The 15,304-nt window shown below is 60.0% G+C and carries 15 protein-coding genes; 6 read left to right on the top strand and 9 right to left on the bottom strand.

Annotated features, from left to right (window positions below; all coding sequences use genetic code 11):
- Window positions 1-53: 53 nt before the first annotated feature.
- Window positions 54-2,006 carry an excinuclease ABC subunit UvrC gene (uvrC, locus tag Q0O99_RS15610; protein WP_293752898.1) on the bottom strand — a complete coding sequence of 651 codons (1,953 nt, stop codon included), beginning with the start codon at window positions 2,004-2,006 and terminating at the stop codon, window positions 54-56.
- 47 nt (window positions 2,007-2,053) lie between these two features.
- Here uvrC and earP point away from each other — a divergent pair, with 47 nt between their 5' ends.
- Window positions 2,054-3,124, top strand: coding sequence for an elongation factor P maturation arginine rhamnosyltransferase EarP (gene earP, locus Q0O99_RS15615; RefSeq protein WP_293752899.1), 1,071 nt, complete (start codon window positions 2,054-2,056; stop codon window positions 3,122-3,124).
- A 345-nt stretch (window positions 3,125-3,469) separates the two neighbouring features.
- Here earP and Q0O99_RS15620 read toward each other — a convergent pair whose 3' ends face one another.
- On the bottom strand, window positions 3,470-3,799 hold the full coding sequence (locus Q0O99_RS15620; protein ID WP_293752900.1) for a DHCW motif cupin fold protein: 330 nt from the start codon (window positions 3,797-3,799) through the stop codon (window positions 3,470-3,472).
- Between the two features lie 100 nt (window positions 3,800-3,899).
- Entirely contained in the window at window positions 3,900-4,232 is a 333-nt protein-coding gene (locus tag Q0O99_RS15625) for a type II toxin-antitoxin system HicB family antitoxin (RefSeq protein WP_293752901.1), read from the bottom strand.
- 189 nt (window positions 4,233-4,421) lie between these two features.
- Between Q0O99_RS15625 and Q0O99_RS15630 the strand changes: the two genes are divergently transcribed.
- The 5 genes from Q0O99_RS15630 (at window position 4,422) to Q0O99_RS15650 (ending at window position 7,135) form a co-directional block, all read left to right on the top strand.
- The gene (locus tag Q0O99_RS15630; RefSeq protein ID WP_293752902.1) at window positions 4,422-4,622 is read left to right on the top strand and encodes a hypothetical protein; all 201 of its coding nucleotides are present in this window, start codon (window positions 4,422-4,424) and stop codon (window positions 4,620-4,622) included.
- The gene (locus tag Q0O99_RS15635) at window positions 4,619-5,101 is read left to right on the top strand and encodes a YeeE/YedE thiosulfate transporter family protein (RefSeq protein WP_293752903.1); all 483 of its coding nucleotides are present in this window, start codon (window positions 4,619-4,621) and stop codon (window positions 5,099-5,101) included. Before Q0O99_RS15630 ends, Q0O99_RS15635 begins: the two co-directional genes overlap by 4 nt.
- On the top strand, window positions 5,098-5,523 hold the full coding sequence (locus tag Q0O99_RS15640; protein WP_293752904.1) for a DUF6691 family protein: 426 nt from the start codon (window positions 5,098-5,100) through the stop codon (window positions 5,521-5,523). The genes Q0O99_RS15635 and Q0O99_RS15640 overlap by 4 nt, the downstream gene beginning before the upstream one ends.
- A gap of 97 nt (window positions 5,524-5,620) precedes the next feature.
- Entirely contained in the window at window positions 5,621-6,175 is a 555-nt protein-coding gene (gene efp, locus Q0O99_RS15645) for an elongation factor P (RefSeq protein ID WP_108352155.1), read from the top strand.
- Window positions 6,176-6,262: 87 nt separating this feature from the next.
- A complete protein-coding gene (locus tag Q0O99_RS15650; RefSeq protein WP_293752905.1) occupies window positions 6,263-7,135 on the top strand; it encodes a TIGR00730 family Rossman fold protein in 873 nt (290 codons plus the stop codon).
- On the opposite strand, the gene Q0O99_RS15655 is transcribed toward Q0O99_RS15650, so the two are convergent.
- The 6 genes from Q0O99_RS15655 to Q0O99_RS15680 form a co-directional block, all read right to left on the bottom strand.
- Window positions 7,117-8,310 (bottom strand): MFS transporter, encoded by a 1,194-nt coding sequence (locus Q0O99_RS15655; RefSeq protein WP_293752906.1) that lies wholly within the window; start codon window positions 8,308-8,310, stop codon window positions 7,117-7,119. The genes Q0O99_RS15650 and Q0O99_RS15655 overlap by 19 nt on opposite strands.
- Window positions 8,307-9,737: a DNA recombination protein RmuC gene (locus Q0O99_RS15660; RefSeq protein WP_293752907.1), complete on the bottom strand. Its 1,431-nt coding sequence runs from the start codon at window positions 9,735-9,737 to the stop codon at window positions 8,307-8,309. The genes Q0O99_RS15655 and Q0O99_RS15660 overlap by 4 nt, the downstream gene beginning before the upstream one ends.
- A complete protein-coding gene (locus tag Q0O99_RS15665; protein ID WP_293752908.1) occupies window positions 9,734-10,720 on the bottom strand; it encodes a D-glycerate dehydrogenase in 987 nt (328 codons plus the stop codon). The genes Q0O99_RS15660 and Q0O99_RS15665 overlap by 4 nt, the downstream gene beginning before the upstream one ends.
- The gene (locus Q0O99_RS15670) at window positions 10,720-12,126 is read right to left on the bottom strand and encodes a sodium:proton antiporter (RefSeq protein WP_293752911.1); all 1,407 of its coding nucleotides are present in this window, start codon (window positions 12,124-12,126) and stop codon (window positions 10,720-10,722) included. Before Q0O99_RS15670 ends, Q0O99_RS15665 begins: the two co-directional genes overlap by 1 nt.
- A 67-nt stretch (window positions 12,127-12,193) precedes the next feature.
- Window positions 12,194-13,378: a nicotinate phosphoribosyltransferase gene (pncB, locus tag Q0O99_RS15675; protein ID WP_293752909.1), complete on the bottom strand. Its 1,185-nt coding sequence runs from the start codon at window positions 13,376-13,378 to the stop codon at window positions 12,194-12,196.
- A gap of 140 nt (window positions 13,379-13,518) precedes the next feature.
- Window positions 13,519-15,304: hypothetical protein (locus Q0O99_RS15680; RefSeq protein ID WP_293752910.1), on the bottom strand; the 1,786-nt coding region annotated here is incomplete at its 5' end.

Here is a 15,304-nt window from a genome sequence, read left to right on the forward strand (position 1 = left end):
GCTGATGATTGTGGCACGCTCAGCTAACGCCTTGATGACAGTCTTGTCCGGGCTCAGTGCAGGGCGTTGTAAATGGTCTCAGCCAGCTCTCGCGAAATGCCTTCCACGCCCAGCAAGTCTTCCACACTGGCACTTTCCACCCCCCGAACACCGCCAAAGCGCTGCAGCAATTTGGCCCGTTTGCGCGGCCCGATGCCGGGTATTTCTTCGATCTTGCTGCCGCCCATGCGCACCTTGGCCCGTTGCGCCCGCATGCCGGTGATGGCAAAGCGGTGGGCCTCGTCACGGATTTGCGCCACCAGCATCAGTGCAGCCGAGTCCTTGCCCAGATACACCTTCTCGCGGCCATCGGCAAACACCAGCTCTTCCAGGCCCACCTTGCGGCCCTCGCCTTTTTCCACACCCACGATGCGCGACAGGTCCAGCCCCAGGTCGGTGAAGACCTCCCGGGCCATGCTGACCTGGCCCTTGCCGCCATCGATCAGCACCAGGTCGGGCAGCCGGGCTGTGCCCTCGCCTGAGCCGTCCTGTGTTCTGAGTGCCTCGGCCAATTTGCCATAGCGGCGCATCAGCACCTGGCGCATGGCGGCGTAATCGTCGCCCGGTGTGATGCCCTCGATGTTGTAGCGGCGGTATTCGCTGCTTTGCATCTTGTGCTGGCGAAACACCACACAAGAGGCCTGCGTGTTCTCGCCAGCCGTGTGCGAGATGTCAAAACACTCGATGTGCAGCACGTCCAAATCGTCCGGCGCCAAATCCAGCGCATCGGCCAAGGCCCGGGTGCGGGCTTGTTGCGAGCCTTCTTCGGCCAAGAGACGGGCCAACTTGATGTCGGCGTTTTTTTCACTCATCTCCAGCCACACACGGCGCTGCTCGCGGGGGTTGTGCACGGCCGCAATTTTGTAACCCGCTTGCTGCGACAAGGCCGCCACCAAGACTTTGTCCACCGCCACGCTGGTGATCAACGCAGCCGGAACCGGAATGCCAATGTAGTGCTGCGCCATGAAGGCTTCAAGCACCTGGATCTCGACCGCAACCGGCGGTTGTCCGTCGTCTTCGACGCCCTGCAAAGCGTGGGCATCTTCCACATGCGCCGGAAAGTAAGCCCGGTCGCCCAAATGCCGCCCGCCGCGCACCATGGCCAGGTTCACGCAAGCGCGCCCGCCTAGCACCCGCACCGCCAAAATGTCCACGTCGGTGTCGGTGCCCGTGTCCACCGACTGCTGGTGCAGCACCCGAGACAAGGCGGTCATCTGGTTGCGCACCTCGGCCGCTTGCTCAAAAGCCAAGCGCTCGGCGTGCGCCATCATCCGCGCCTCCATCTCTTGCAACAGCCCTTGGGTCTCGCCCTTTAAAAAGCGCTCAGCGTGTTGCACATCGTCGGCATAGGCTTCGGGCGAGATGAGGTTCACACAGGGCCCAGAGCAGCGCTTGATTTGAAACAGCAAACAAGGCCGGGTGCGGTTGGCAAACACCGTGTCTTCGCAGGTGCGCAGGCGAAAGACTTTTTGCAAGAGCTGAATCGACTCTTTGACGGCCCAAGCGCTGGGAAACGGGCCAAAGTAGCGGTGTTTTTTCTCAACCGAGCCCCGGTAATACGCCACACGGGGAAAGGTTTGCGGCTCGGGCGTCCCCGAAGCGCTTGGCACGGCCTTCAAAAACAGCGTGCCGTTGCCCGTGAGCTTGAGGTAGGGGTAAGTCTTGTCGTCCCGAAACAGGATGTTGAAACGCGGGCTGAGTGACTTGATGAGGTTGTTTTCGAGCAGCAGCGCCTCGGCTTCGGAGCGCACCACCGTGGTCTCTAGGCGGGCGATCTTGCTGACCATGTGGCCAATGCGCGTGCCGCCGTGGTCTTTTTGGAAATAGCTCGAGACACGCTTTTTGAGCTGCTTGGCCTTGCCCACATACAGCACGTTGCCCTGCGCATCAAAGTAACGGTAAACCCCCGGCAAAGCCGGGAGCGCAGCCACCTGGGCCAGCAAGATGTCGTCGTATGCCGCTGTCATGGCGCGTATTGTGACGGGGAAACAATTTGCCCCGACAATTCCCCACCATGAAAACGCATCGGCTTTGGGACATTTTTTGTACCGTCATCGACAACCACGGCGACCTGGGCGTGTGCTGGCGCCTGACGCGCCAGCTGCTGGCCCAAGGCCAATCGGTGCGCCTGTGGGTAGACGACGCCTCGGCCCTCGTCTGGATGGCCCCTGACGCCCATACCCTGCCCAAACTGCAATTGCTGCCCTGGGCCGCCGCCAGCCAAAGCGAGGTACTGAGCCAATTGAAGCCCGCCGACTTGTGGATCGAAGCTTTTGGCTGCACCCTGCCCGAAGCCTTTGTGGCCCACGGTGTCGCCACGCGCCCTCAACAACCGGCTTGGATCAACCTCGAATACCTGAGCGCCGAAGACTGGGTGCCACGCATGCACAACATGCCCTCGCCCGTGATGAGCGGCCCTGCCAAAGGCTGGACCAAGCGCTTTTTCTACCCCGGCTTCACGGCAGATACGGGTGGTCTGCTGCGCGAAACCGATTTGCTGGAACGGAAAGAGCGCTTTGACCGCACGGCTTGGCGTCAGCGACACGCCCCCCACTTGGCACCGGGCGGCCTGCTGATCAGCCTGTTCTGCTACGAACCCGCCGCCCTGCCCCAACTGCTGGCCCAACTGGTGGGCACGCCGCACCACCTGCTCGTCACCCCCGGCCGCCCGCTGGCGGCGGTGCAGCAAACCCTGGCAGTCATGCCGGAGCACCCCAACTGGAGCGCCCTGCCCTACACCGACCAGAACGGGTTCGACGAAATGCTCTGGGCCTGCGACCTGAACTTTGTGCGCGGCGAAGACTCACTGGTGCGGGCCTTGTGGGCAGGCCAGCCTTTCATCTGGCACATCTACCCACAAGACGACAACGCCCACCATGCCAAGCTGGAGGCGTTTTTGGAGATGATGCAAGCGCCGGAGAGTTTGCGGCGGGCGCATCGGGTTTGGAATGGGATGGAAGCGGGTGAATGGCCTGCGCTCAATTCAGGCGCGCTGGCAGACTGGGCGGCATGTGCGCAGACCGCGCGACAACAGCTGCTTCAACAAACCGACTTGGTCAGCCAACTTCGATCACTCGTCGTGTGACCACATGCGCAGCACCCAGGCGGTGTTCTGCTCGGCCAGCAGCTCCTGCGCTTTGGGCTTGATCACGGCCGAATGGGGCAACCGCGGACGCGTCTTGTGGCAACGCTATGCAGCACTGTTATTACCCCAGCCAGCCCTTTTAATGACAAGCCTGTAGCCATCGCGATCTTCAAAGGTACGCCCTCTTTGGGCCCAGTATGGATTGAAGGACTGAACCTCCCGGAATCCGGCCGCGAGCATACGGGGCATCTTTGCTCCCATTCTTCAGCCTTGGGGAGGTAGAAGACAAGCAGATCTTCTTGTGTGGGCGACGGCTGTATGGGGTGGTTGCGACAGGCACGGTTTTTAATCTACGACGAAGAGCTTCGCACCAACCACAGTAGACGACCTGTGAGGCTCGGCGTTGTCGGCGACTTGATAACTCATGCCAGCCGATAGGGTAAATTTTCGACCATCTGCCAGCTCGGTGAGGAGTTCACCCTCAGTGCACAAAAGTATGTGGCCTTTGACACACCAATGATCTGCGAGATAGCCGGGCGTGTACTCGACGAAGCGAACCCGGATACTTCCAAAGTGCTGGGTACGCCAATAAGCCAAACCACATTCGCCTTGATGTTCGGTAGGTTCGATTGATGACCAATCGGTAGTACCGAAGGGGATGTTGGAAATTTGCATAGTAGAAATTTTTGGTCAATGTGCCTACCGTTTGACTTTGGCGGCAGGCGGCGTGCGCAGCCCGGTGACTGTCCGCTTCAAGGAAGGGTAGCCGTCTGTCTCAAGAGGCCACTCGTTCTTGCAACGCTTCTTGAGCAAGCGTGTTGATGCTCTTGCCTTGAGCCTGTGCTTCGATTGCCAATCGTTCGTGCAACTCGGGCGAGATACGCAGGTTGAACTTGCCGGAGAAATTGCGCCGTGGTTCAAGGCCCTTCTCTTTACACACGTCGAGGAAGACTTGGAGCGACTTCTTGAATTCGGTCCGAAGTTCCTTCGGGTTCTTGCCGTAAAAATCAGCGCCGCCATTCAGGCCCAGAATTTCACCTCGAAAGAGATCAAGCTCTTCGTCGTATTCGATCCTCGCGTGATACCCCTCTACCGTCATGACATTCATGGTTCCACTCCGTGTTGTTCCAACCACTTGCGCACGCTCGCCACCGCGCCCTTGTCCGTATTCGGAGAGGGGTGAGGTCGGTGGAACACTCGCACTTCTTCGAACAAGACCACAGCTGCACAACTACCCTCGCATCCGCGACTGATAGACACCCTGATGTCTGAATTTTTGTACAGGTATAAATTCACCATGAAACCCGACACTCCTTGTTGGCCATCCGCTGAGCGTCGTCAGTCGGCGCGATGCAAAAATATAATTTTATTGACTACATTTCAGAAAGTCACTCCCTGCCAAGACAAAAAAATTGAGGTCGCCCTTGAAACACAGAGTGTTCTGCTGGATGTCCGCAAGATTGACCTGAACCGCGTCCCTGATAATCTCAGCCCATGACTCTGATTGAAACCCTCTTCCCACTAGGCTGGCAGCACTACCTGCTGGGCGGCCTGACCATTGGCACTGGCGTGGCGATGCTTTACTTGTTCAACGGCTGGGTTGGCGGCATGAGTTCCGTGTTTTCCAGCAGTTGGTCTTTTGTGTCCAAACGGGCGTTTTTTCAGCAAGCCCGCTTTGTCAGCACCCGCAACTGGCGGTTGGTCTACGCGCTGGGCGTGGTGCTGGGGGCGCTGGTCTGGCGCTTTGCGCTGGCGGGTGGTGAGGCGCAGCACACCAGCGTGCCTGCGTGGCAACTGCTGGTGGGCGGCTTTTTGGTGGGCTATGGGGCGCGTTTGGGCAACGGTTGCACCTCGGGGCACGGCATTTGCGGGCTGGGCTCGCTGCAACTGCCGTCGCTTTTCGCGGTGCTCACGTTCATGGCCACCGCCTTTTTGACCGCCAACCTGATGGCCATCGCGACGAAAGGTCTGGCATGAACCCGCACACCCTCACTTTCCCCAAAGCGCTGGTCACCTTGCTGGCGGGCGCATTGTTTGGCTTTGGCTTGTCGCTGGCCACCATGGTGCAGCCCGAAGTCGTCATCGGTTTTTTGCAGTTCCAGGACTGGGGCCTGATGCTGGTCATGGGCGGCGCGGCGGGCTTGGCCATGCTGGCTTACAAGGGCTTTCCGCGCTGGTTCAGTCGCCCTCTTTTGGGCGGTCAGTTCCTCACCCAGCCTGCCAGCTGGAACCGCCAGACGGTCATTGGCTCGGCCATTTTTGGGATCGGCTGGGGCTTGTCGGGCGTTTGCCCTGGCCCCGCGATTGCGGCCTTGGGCACGGGCAATATGGACATTTTGTGGGCATTGGGCGGCATTGTGCTGGGCGCTTTGGCCCATGGCCTGACGACTCGGGATTGACCGCTGCGCTTGCTTTCAGACCCAAACCAAGTCCTCGCAGGTTAGAATGGTGGGCTTGGCTTTTTTGCCACCCCTTCTCATTTCAGACCCAATTCCTATGAAAACCGCTCAAGAAATCCGCGTCGGCAACGTCATCATGCACGGCAAAGACCCCATGGTCGTTCTGCGCACCGAATACCAACGTGGTGGCCGCGGCTCGTCCACCGTGCGCATGAAGCTCAAAAGCCTGATCGCCAACTTCGGCACCGAAGTGGTGTTCCGCGCTGACGACAAGATGGACCAGGTCATTCTGGACAAAAAAGACTGCACCTACTCTTACTTCGCTGACCCGATGTACGTGTGCATGGACACCGATTTCAACCAGTACGAAGTCGAGGCCACCAACATGGGCGACGCCCTGAACTACCTCGAAGACGGCATGGAACTTGAAGTGGTGTTCTACAACGAGAAAGCCATCTCGGTCGAATTGCCCACCAGCGTGGTGCGCGAGATCACCTGGACCGAGCCCGCCGTCAAAGGCGATACCTCAGGCAAAGTGCTCAAGCCCGCCAAGATCGCCACCGGCCTCGAAGTGCCCGTGCCCTTGTTTGTGGCCCAAGGCGACAAGATCGAAATCGACACCCGCACGGGCGAGTACCGCAAGCGCGTCTGATCTTCCGATCCAGCCCCCCATCAAGCCCCGCAAGGGGTTTTTTTCATGGGCGTTGGTGTGTCTTGCGGCCGATGCACAATCAAATCCATGAAAACCACTCACGACATCAAAGACCACTCCCTGCCCCACGCTTGGGCCGACTTGCAGACCGAGTCCAAAAGCAGCGACTGGCTGGAGCCCGAGGCACACCGCCTGGCCTTTGCCGACCCCGAGTTTTTGCTGCGCCGCGAAACCCGGGGCATCCGCTTTCAGCTCGAAATGCTCAAACCCGACCTGGCCCAGGCCGAAGCGGGCATCGAGCACACGGTGGTGGTGTTTGGCAGCGCCCGCTTTCTAGACCGGGCAGCCGCCCAAGCCCAACTGCAAATCGCGCAGCAAAGCGGCCAGGCCCAAGACGTCGCCCAAGCGCAAGCCCTAGTGCGCAACGCCGAGCATTACGAAAACGCCCGGGTCTTTGCGCAAAGGGTGTCCCGGGCCTGTTCTTGCCTGCCCAACGACGAGAAGCTGTTCATCTGCACCGGCGGCGGCCCCGGCATCATGGAGGCGGCCAACCGGGGCGCACAAGAGGCCGGAGCGCCCTCGGTGGCACTCAACATCGCCCTGCCCCACGAGCAACACCCCAACCCTTATGTCACGCCCGAGCTGAGCTTCAAGTTCCATTACTTCGCGCTGCGCAAAATGCACTTCATGATGCGGGCCAAGGCCTTGGTCGCGTTTCCGGGTGGCTTTGGCACGCTCGACGAGTTGTTCGAGGTGATGACACTGGTGCAAACGCGCAAAGCCCGTCCGGTGCCGATCTTGCTGTTTGGCACCACGTTCTGGAAAGGCCTGATCAACATGGATGTGCTGGTTCAAGAAGGCACCATTTCAGCAGAAGACCTGAAGCTGTTCCATTACGTCGACACCCCCGAGGCGGCTTGGCAAGTGATCTGCGATTTTTATCAGCTCAAAGTGTCTTGAGCTTTGTGAGCAGGACCAGGCCTCAAACGCCAAGCACCCCGGGCCCCTGAGCCCACCGCTGCGCCCACCACCCAAAACAGGGGGGCCACGCCCACCACGGCACCCAGCGTGCCAAACAGCATGGGCATGAGCACACTCGACGCGTTGATGCTCATCAGGCGCAGGCCCAGTGCCTCGCCTTGCCGGTGCGGCGGGGTGATTTGGTGCAAGGTGCTCATGATCATGGGCTGCACCGTGCCCAGCACCAGGCCCAGCAACACCGAGCAAACCCCCATGGCCCCAGCACTGGGCATGAGCGGGTAGATCGCAAACAACAAAGCCGTGCACACCATCGCCCCACTGATGACTTGGTGCTCTTTGACGTGCCGCGCAATGAAGGGCAAACACACACGGATAAAAGCCGCCGCCAAGGCAAAAGCGCCCAAAATAGACCCCACCACCGAGGCGCTGTAGCCGCGCTCATGGCCCAGTACCGGCACCACAAAGGTGTGCACATCCCAGCACGAAGACAGCACCCAGTTGACGGCCAACAATCGCCGCATCATGGGTTCGGCCAGCAAATCCAAGGCGCGCCTGGCTTGGGTGTTGGGCAGATCCGGCGACAAGGCCAGTTCGGGCACCCTGCGCACGCAAAACCAAGTCACCAGCGGAAAAACCGCCATCAACAAAAAGGCCCACTGGTAGCCGGACACATGCCCAGCTTCGGGCCCTGAAAAATCGATCAACAAGCCCGCCAACACCGGGCCCACAAAGTTCGACACCGCCGGGCCCAAAGACAACCAACTGAAGGCCACTTTGAGCTCGGCCGAGTCTTTGGCCATGCGGCCCACATGCCGCTGCAAAGCGATCACGGCCATGCCGGTGGCGCCGCCTGCGGCCAAGGCACTGACACACATGACCGGAAAAACCGGCCAACCCGCCGACAGCAACACACCCGATGCGGCCAACGCCACGCTGATGCGCATGATTTTTTGCAAGCCCTTGCGGTCGCTGTAGCGCCCAGCAGGCAAGGCCAAAAACATCGGGGCCAAGGCAAACAAAGCCAACAAGGCCCCGACCGCTACAGCGCTGAAACCTTGTTGCAGAGCCAGCAAAGGCGTGGCCATTCGCGCGCCGGCCATGCAGGCATGCAAGAACATCTGGCCTGCGATCAGGCGGGCCAGATCAGGGTTCACTGCGCACCTTCTTGCAGTCCTTCATCCGTGCCTGGCAACAGGGCTTGCGCCTGCGACTCGGGCAGGGCGTCCACCTGCCGCAAAGCGCGGCTCATGACGTTGCTGCGGGTCTGGGCCTGGTCCAGCGTGTTGAGCACGGTTTGCGTCTGGTTGCGCACCTTGGACAGCACATCGCCAAACTTGCCAAACTCGGTCTTGACCGCACCCAGCACTTGCCAGACTTCGCTGGAGCGCTTTTCCAGCGCCAGGGTGCGAAAGCCCATTTGCAAGGCGTTGAGCATGGCCATCAAATTGGTCGGCCCCGCCAACGTGACGCGGTGGTCGCGCTGCAGGGTTTCCATCAGGCCGGGGCGGCGCAACACCTCGGCGTACAGGCCTTCAGTGGGCAAAAACATCACCGCAAAATCGGTGGTGTGCGGCGGCTCCAAATACTTTTCGGCAATCGACTTGGCTTCGAGCTTGATGCGCGTCTCCAGTGCTTTGGCACACAGCTCGGCTTGCACCGGGTCGGCGCGGCCTTGCGCTTCCAAAAGGCGTTCGTAATCTTCGTTGGGAAACTTCGCGTCGATGGGCAGCCAAACGGGCTCGCCGTTGTCCGAGCGACCCGGCAAGCGAATCGCAAAGTCCACCCGGTTTTTGTCGCCAGGGCGAGTGGCCACCTGCACCGCGTATTGCTCTGGGGTCAGCACTTGTTCGAGCAGCGAGGCCAATTGCGCCTCGCCGAACATGCCACGGGTTTTGACGTTGGTCAGCAGGTGCTTGAGGTCGCCCACGCCTTGCGCCAAGGTGTGCATTTCGCCCAGACCTTTGTGGACTTGCTCCAGCCGGTCAGCCACTTGTTTGAAGCTCTCGCCCAAACGGGCTTGCAGCGTGGCCTGGAGTTTTTCGTCCACGGTCTGGCGCATTTCGTCGAGCTTGGCGGCGTTGCTTTGCTGCAGTTGGGCCAGCTGCGTTTCCATGGTGCCGCGCATCTCGGTCAGGCGGCGGGCGTTGGCCTCAGACAAGGCATTCACCTGCTGGGCCAGGCTGTCGGTCAGGCTTTTTTGCAGCAAGGCCAGTTGCTGGGCCAGGGCGTCGATTTGCTGGTTTTGCGTGCGGGTGGCCTCGGCGCTTTGTTGCAACAGCGATTGCTGGAACAGCGTGAGCTTGTGCGTGGCCTCTTGCCGACCCTGCACGCCAGACTGGCTGATTTCGGTGCGCAGCTCGCGCTCCAGGCGCTCCGCTTGCGCCTGCGCAGCAGCAAACTGTTGCTGCTGCCACGCGGTCTGGACCGACGCTTGTGTGGCAGCCTGTTCGGTGGTTTTTTCTGCCAGAAGTTGTGCCATTCGCTCGGCCTGCGCCTCGGGCGACACCCGGGAACGCAGCAGTAAAAACACCAACACCAGCAGGTTCAGCCCAGCCAGTGCCCACAACGCCCATTCGTTCATGCAGCGGGGCCAGTCACCGTGTTCAACGGCGTCAAAGCTTGGCCACGGGTGAGGTAAGCCACCAAGTTGTCAGCGGCCAACTGCGCCATGGCCATGCGGGTTTTGACCGTGCTGCTGGCGATGTGGGGCGTGAGCACCACGTTGGGCACCTTGAGCAAGTCGGGGTGCACCGAGGGCTCGCCCTCAAACACATCAATGCCCGCTGCAGCAATTTGACGCGCCGCCAGCGCTTGGGCCAAGGCCGCATCGTCGACAATGCCGCCGCGCGCGATATTGACCAAGGTGGCGGTGGGCTTCATTAGCGCCAACTCGGCCGCGCCAATGGTGTGGTGCGACTCGGCGCTGTAGGGCACCACCAGCACCACATGGTCAGCCGTCTGCAGCAATTCTTGCTTGCCCACATATGTGGCTTTGCACTGCGCTTCCAGCTCGGCGCTCAGGCGCGAGCGGTTGTGATAAATCACGTTCATGCCAAAGCCATGCGCCGCGCGGCGGGCAATGCCCTGGCCGATGCGGCCCATGCCGATGATGCCGATCGTCGAGCCATGCACTTCGGCTCCGGCGAACATGTCGTAGCTCCACTTGGTCCACAAACCGGCGCGCAGGTAATGCTCGCTCTCTGTCACGCGGCGGGCCGTGGCCATGAGCAAGGCAAAACCAAAGTCGGCGGTGGTCTCGGTCAGCACGTCGGGGGTGTTGCTGGCTTGCACGCCCGCAGCGGTCATGGCGGGCACGTCAAAGTTGTTGAAGCCCACGGCCATGTTGGCCACGATGCGCAACTGCGGGTTGGCCTGCAAGAGCGCCGCGTCGATGCGCTCGCTGCCGGTGGTCAGGGCCCCCACTTTGCCTTGCATGCGGCGGGCGAGTTCTGCCGCAGACCAGACCTCATCGGCCTGGTTGCTCTCGACTTCAAACACCTGCGCCAAAGACTGCAGGACCTCAGGGAAGATGGCGCGGGCCACCAAAATGGAAGGTTTGGACATCATTGGAACCAGATGAAACTCATGATCACGAACAAAGGAATCAGGACAGCGCCCGACCACAACATATAGCCAAAGAAGCTGGGCATCTTCACGCCACGGTCTTCGGCAATCGCTTTGACCATCAAGTTGGGCGCATTGCCGATGTAGCTGTTGGCGCCCATGAACACGGCACCGGCCGAAATGGCGGCCAAAGTCGGGGCCAGGGTGGTCATCAAGACTTGCGGGTCACCGCCTGCGGTGTTGAAAAACACCAAATAGGTAGGTGCGTTGTCGAGGAAAGAACTCAAAGCGCCTGTGATCCAGAAATACATCATCACGTCAGGACTGCCATCAGGCTTGGTGACGGCTTGGACCACTGCACCAAACGGGCCGTTGACACCCGCCTTGAGCATGGCAATCACCGGGATGATGGTCAGGAAAATACCCGCAAACAACTTGGCCACTTCGGCCATAGGCCCCCAACCAAACTGGTTGTCGGCATGGACTTTGGCAGGTGTGATTTTGAGCGACAAGAAAGTCACGGCCACCAGACCCAGATCGCGCACCACGCCAGCAAGGCCCACTTCGGTGCCATAGATGTTGAAAGACACCGGGGATTTCCAGAGCCCGCTCATGAGCACCAAGCCCACCACCGCGGCCAACAGCCAGAAGTTGATGGCACCGTCAAAACCAATGCCTTTGGAATCCGGTGTCGGGTCTCGCGGCAGCAGATCTTCTCGGCGGTGGTACCAAGAGTCCAGCACAAAGAAGATGGCCAACAAACTGCCCACCAAGAACAAGGTTTCAGGGAAGATGGCTTTGAGGGTCCAGAAGAAATCCACACCCTTCAAAAACCCCAAGAACAGCGGCGGATCGCCGAGGGGCGTCAAGGAGCCGCCAGCGTTGGAGACGATGAAGATGAAAAACACCACCACATGCGCCACATGCTTGCGGTTGTCGTTGGCGCGGATCAAGGGGCGGATCAGCAGCATGGACGCACCCGTGGTGCCCATGAAGCTGGCCAGCACAGCACCAATGGCCAAAATGGCAGTGTTCAGCCCTGGGCTGCCGTGCAAATTGCCCCGAATGTAAATGCCGCCCGAGACGGTGAACAAAGCCGTCAGCAAGATGATGAAGGGAATGTATTCGGCAAACAAGGCATGCACCGTGTTGGCCCCAGCGGCGGCAGGACCGAACACCCAAGCGAAAGGCACCAGGAAAGCCAAGCCCCACGCGGCGGCCACTTTGCCGTAATGGTGGTGCCAGAAGTGCGGCAGCAACAAAGGCATCAAAGCAATGGACAGCAAGAGGCCCGCGAAAGGCACGCCCCAGATCGCCGACAGCTGAGCGCCGTCAAAATCGGCGGCCCAAGCCCCACCGGACAGGGTCATCAGCATCGGCAAAGCCAGCCAGGCGGTCCATCGCATACCCAATAGCGTCATGAAACAACTCCTTTTAAATGGTGCCGTATGTTACCGGCGTGACCATGCCTTTTCAGGCACCCGGGGCAATTTCGAACACCTGGCGCAAATACGCCAAATACTTCTCGTCGTCGCACATGCCTTTGCCAGGTGAATCCGACAATTTGGCCACAGGCTGGCCATTGCAGCGGGTCATTTTGATGACGATTTGCAGCGGCTCGTAACCCAGGTCATTGGTCAGGTTGGTGCCCACACCAAAGGCCAGCTGGCAGCGGTCGTGGAACTGCTGGTACAGCTCAATGGTGCGAGGAATCGTCAGGCCATCACTGAAAATCAGCGTCTTGCTTTTGGGGTCCACCCGGTTGTGCTGGTAGTGCGCGATCATGCGCTCGCCCCAGCTGAACGGGTCGCCGCTGTCGTGGCGGGCACCGTCAAACAGCTTGCAAAAATACAGGTCAAAGTCGCGCAAAAAGGCATTGAAGCCGTACACATCGCTCAGCGCAATGCCCAGGTCGCCCCGGTACTCCTTGGCCCACGACTCAAAAGCAAACACCTGGCTGTCGCGCAAACGCGGGCCCAAGGCCTGGCAGGCCTGCAGGTACTCGTGCGCCATGGTGCCCAAGGGCGTCAGGCCCAGCAAATAGGCGTAGTACACGTTGCTGGTGCCTGCAAACTTGCCAATGAGGCCAGTGCCCAGGCGGGCGGACAAGACACGCAGCACCTCTTCGTGCCAAGCGCGTGAAAAACGCCGCCGTGTGCCATAGTCGGCAATCTTGAGGGTTTCAAGGCCTGTGACCTGCATCTGGGCGATTTTGGTGTCCAGTCGGCGGCGGCCCTCCATCAGGTCGGGCACTTTCTGGGTGTTGCGAAAGAACACCTCGTTGACGATGGCCAGCACCGGGATCTCAAAAAGAATCGTGTGCAGCCAAGGCCCCTGGATGGTGATGTCGATCTCACCCGATGGCAAAGGCGTGACCTCAATGTACTTTTCGTTGAGCTTGAACAAGCCCAAAAAATCAACAAAGTCGCTCTTGATGAAGCGCATGGAGCGCAGGAACTGCAGCTCCCCTTCCTTGAAGGTCAGGCTGCACAGGGAACGAATTTCTTCGCGAATCTCTTTGACAAACGGGGCCAAGGGCACGCTGGGGTTGCGGCACTTGAACTTGTATTCGACCTGCGCCCCCGGAAACTGATGCAGCACGACTTGCATCATGGTGAACTTGTACAGGTCGGTGTCGAGCAGGCTGGTGATGATCATGGCAAAAAAAGCCCCCGCCAGAGCAGGTCAGGACAATGAAAGAACACCCATGTTAAAGCAAGCCCCAAAAAACTCTGGCGGTCTGCCCCAGCTCATCAACCGCCTCCCTCAAACCAGAGGGTCCGAGGGAGGTTTTCCGATCAAGTCACATCGTCTCCTTTTGAAACAGGCGATGGCGAATGGGTGTCTGCCGCTGAATGCGCTTGGCTGGCTGCTGAATCCAAGCCCAGCCAAAGGCCCAGTGCAGATGCCGCCCCTTTCAGGCTCGCGCGCACATCCCCCCACAAACCGGCAGCAACAGGTTGCGCCACAGGCTGTGTCACGGAAGACGGCAGCGAATCAAGAGGCAACAGCCAACGAACGTCCGAAGCCGGCGCTTGTGGTGTCACCTCCATTGGCAAGGCATCAGGACGCTCCAAAATCGGGGAGGTCTGTTCCTGCGGCTTGGATTCCTCTGAGCGAACATCTGGCTTGGGCACATCGCTCTGACCCATTGCACCCACTGAAGGCCCAGCCGGAGACGGTACCGATGGGGTCGCGGCATCGCTTGACGACTTGGGCGCATCAGGCTGAGCAGGGCGGTCGCTGCGTTGGACCCACTGGGTCAGACTCTCCGTGTCCATCATGCTGGTCAGGCCACCCTGCTGAGAAATGGCCATGGCCATTTGCAACAGTTGCCCGGTCGTCTTTGGACTGTCCACCACACTCACGCTCATGCCAGACCGGAATTGCCAAGGAGCCTCATCCAACACACGCTCGATGGATCCCGCGCCCGAAGTCGCGGTCAAGGTTTGTGCTGCGGTCCGCATGACCGAAGGCTCATTGTCACTTTGATCGGCGGACGACCATTTTTTCGCCAGCATGTCATTCAAACGCGCCAAGGGTGAAGACGCCATCGAATCCAGCACACCGCTCTTCAAGATGTCAGTCAACAAGGCGCTGGCCTTGACATCGCTGTAGGCCATCCAGTTGGCACCGGTGACCCGAACCACATTTTGGCTGCGCGCGACCACCGAACCCTGCTCTTGAATCGAGCCCTGCCCGCTGAGCAAAGCAATCCAACCATCGGCATCCGAGGTGATGCCGCGCGTCCCCACATTCAACCCACGAACACCTGCAATGACGACATCACCACTTGAGGTGTTGTGCGCACTGACGCTGGCACCAGCACCTTGACCATCCAGCAGCAAACGCTCAAAGCCAAAGCCGCCAATGCCTGTGGTCGCCGCCAATTGCAGATCGCCTGTGAATGCCAGAGGCGGTGCATTTTCTTGCGCCAGTGCCTGGATGGCCAAACCCGCATTCAGAACCGCAGAGCGCGTGATCAAATTCACGCCCGAGACCTGCAAATTCCCGCTCGCCAAAATGGCCACTCGCCCATTTTCAGATTGCAATTTGGAGCCAGCCACCCATTGAAGGTCACCCAGGCTGCTCAATGAGACATCGGAAACTGCCGTCAACTGCATCAGCACTGGCAACGAGGACAACAGGCGAACCTCCAAGTCACTCGCGTCTTTCAGCACCAGTTGCGCCGAATCGGCTGAAACAACACCCCCGAAGTCATTGGCACTGTCCAGCGTGACCGCCTGGCCTGCCGCCGTGAACTGGCTCGCGCCACTCACCGTCAACACGCCGCTGTCGGTCACCGCACCTGCCGCTGTCACGTTCAGGCTGCTCACGTTCACTGTGCCCAGGTCCAGCGCAGACGCCACACCCACCGTCAAGGTCTGCGCTGTGGCCGACAACGTGCCCGTTGACGAACCGCTCACGCTCAAAGCGCCTGCCGCAGTCAACTTGGCTGTGCCCGCGTTGTCCAGCACCACGCTCAAAGCATCCACATCGGTCACATCCACCGTGCCCGCACCGCGCACGGTGATGCCACCGGTGAACTGGTTGGCATTGTTCAGCTGCAGTTGCGCACCGCTG

It is taken from the genome of Limnohabitans sp. Rim8, assembly GCF_945901735.1.
Classification (GTDB): Bacteria; Pseudomonadota; Gammaproteobacteria; order Burkholderiales; family Burkholderiaceae_C; genus Limnohabitans_A.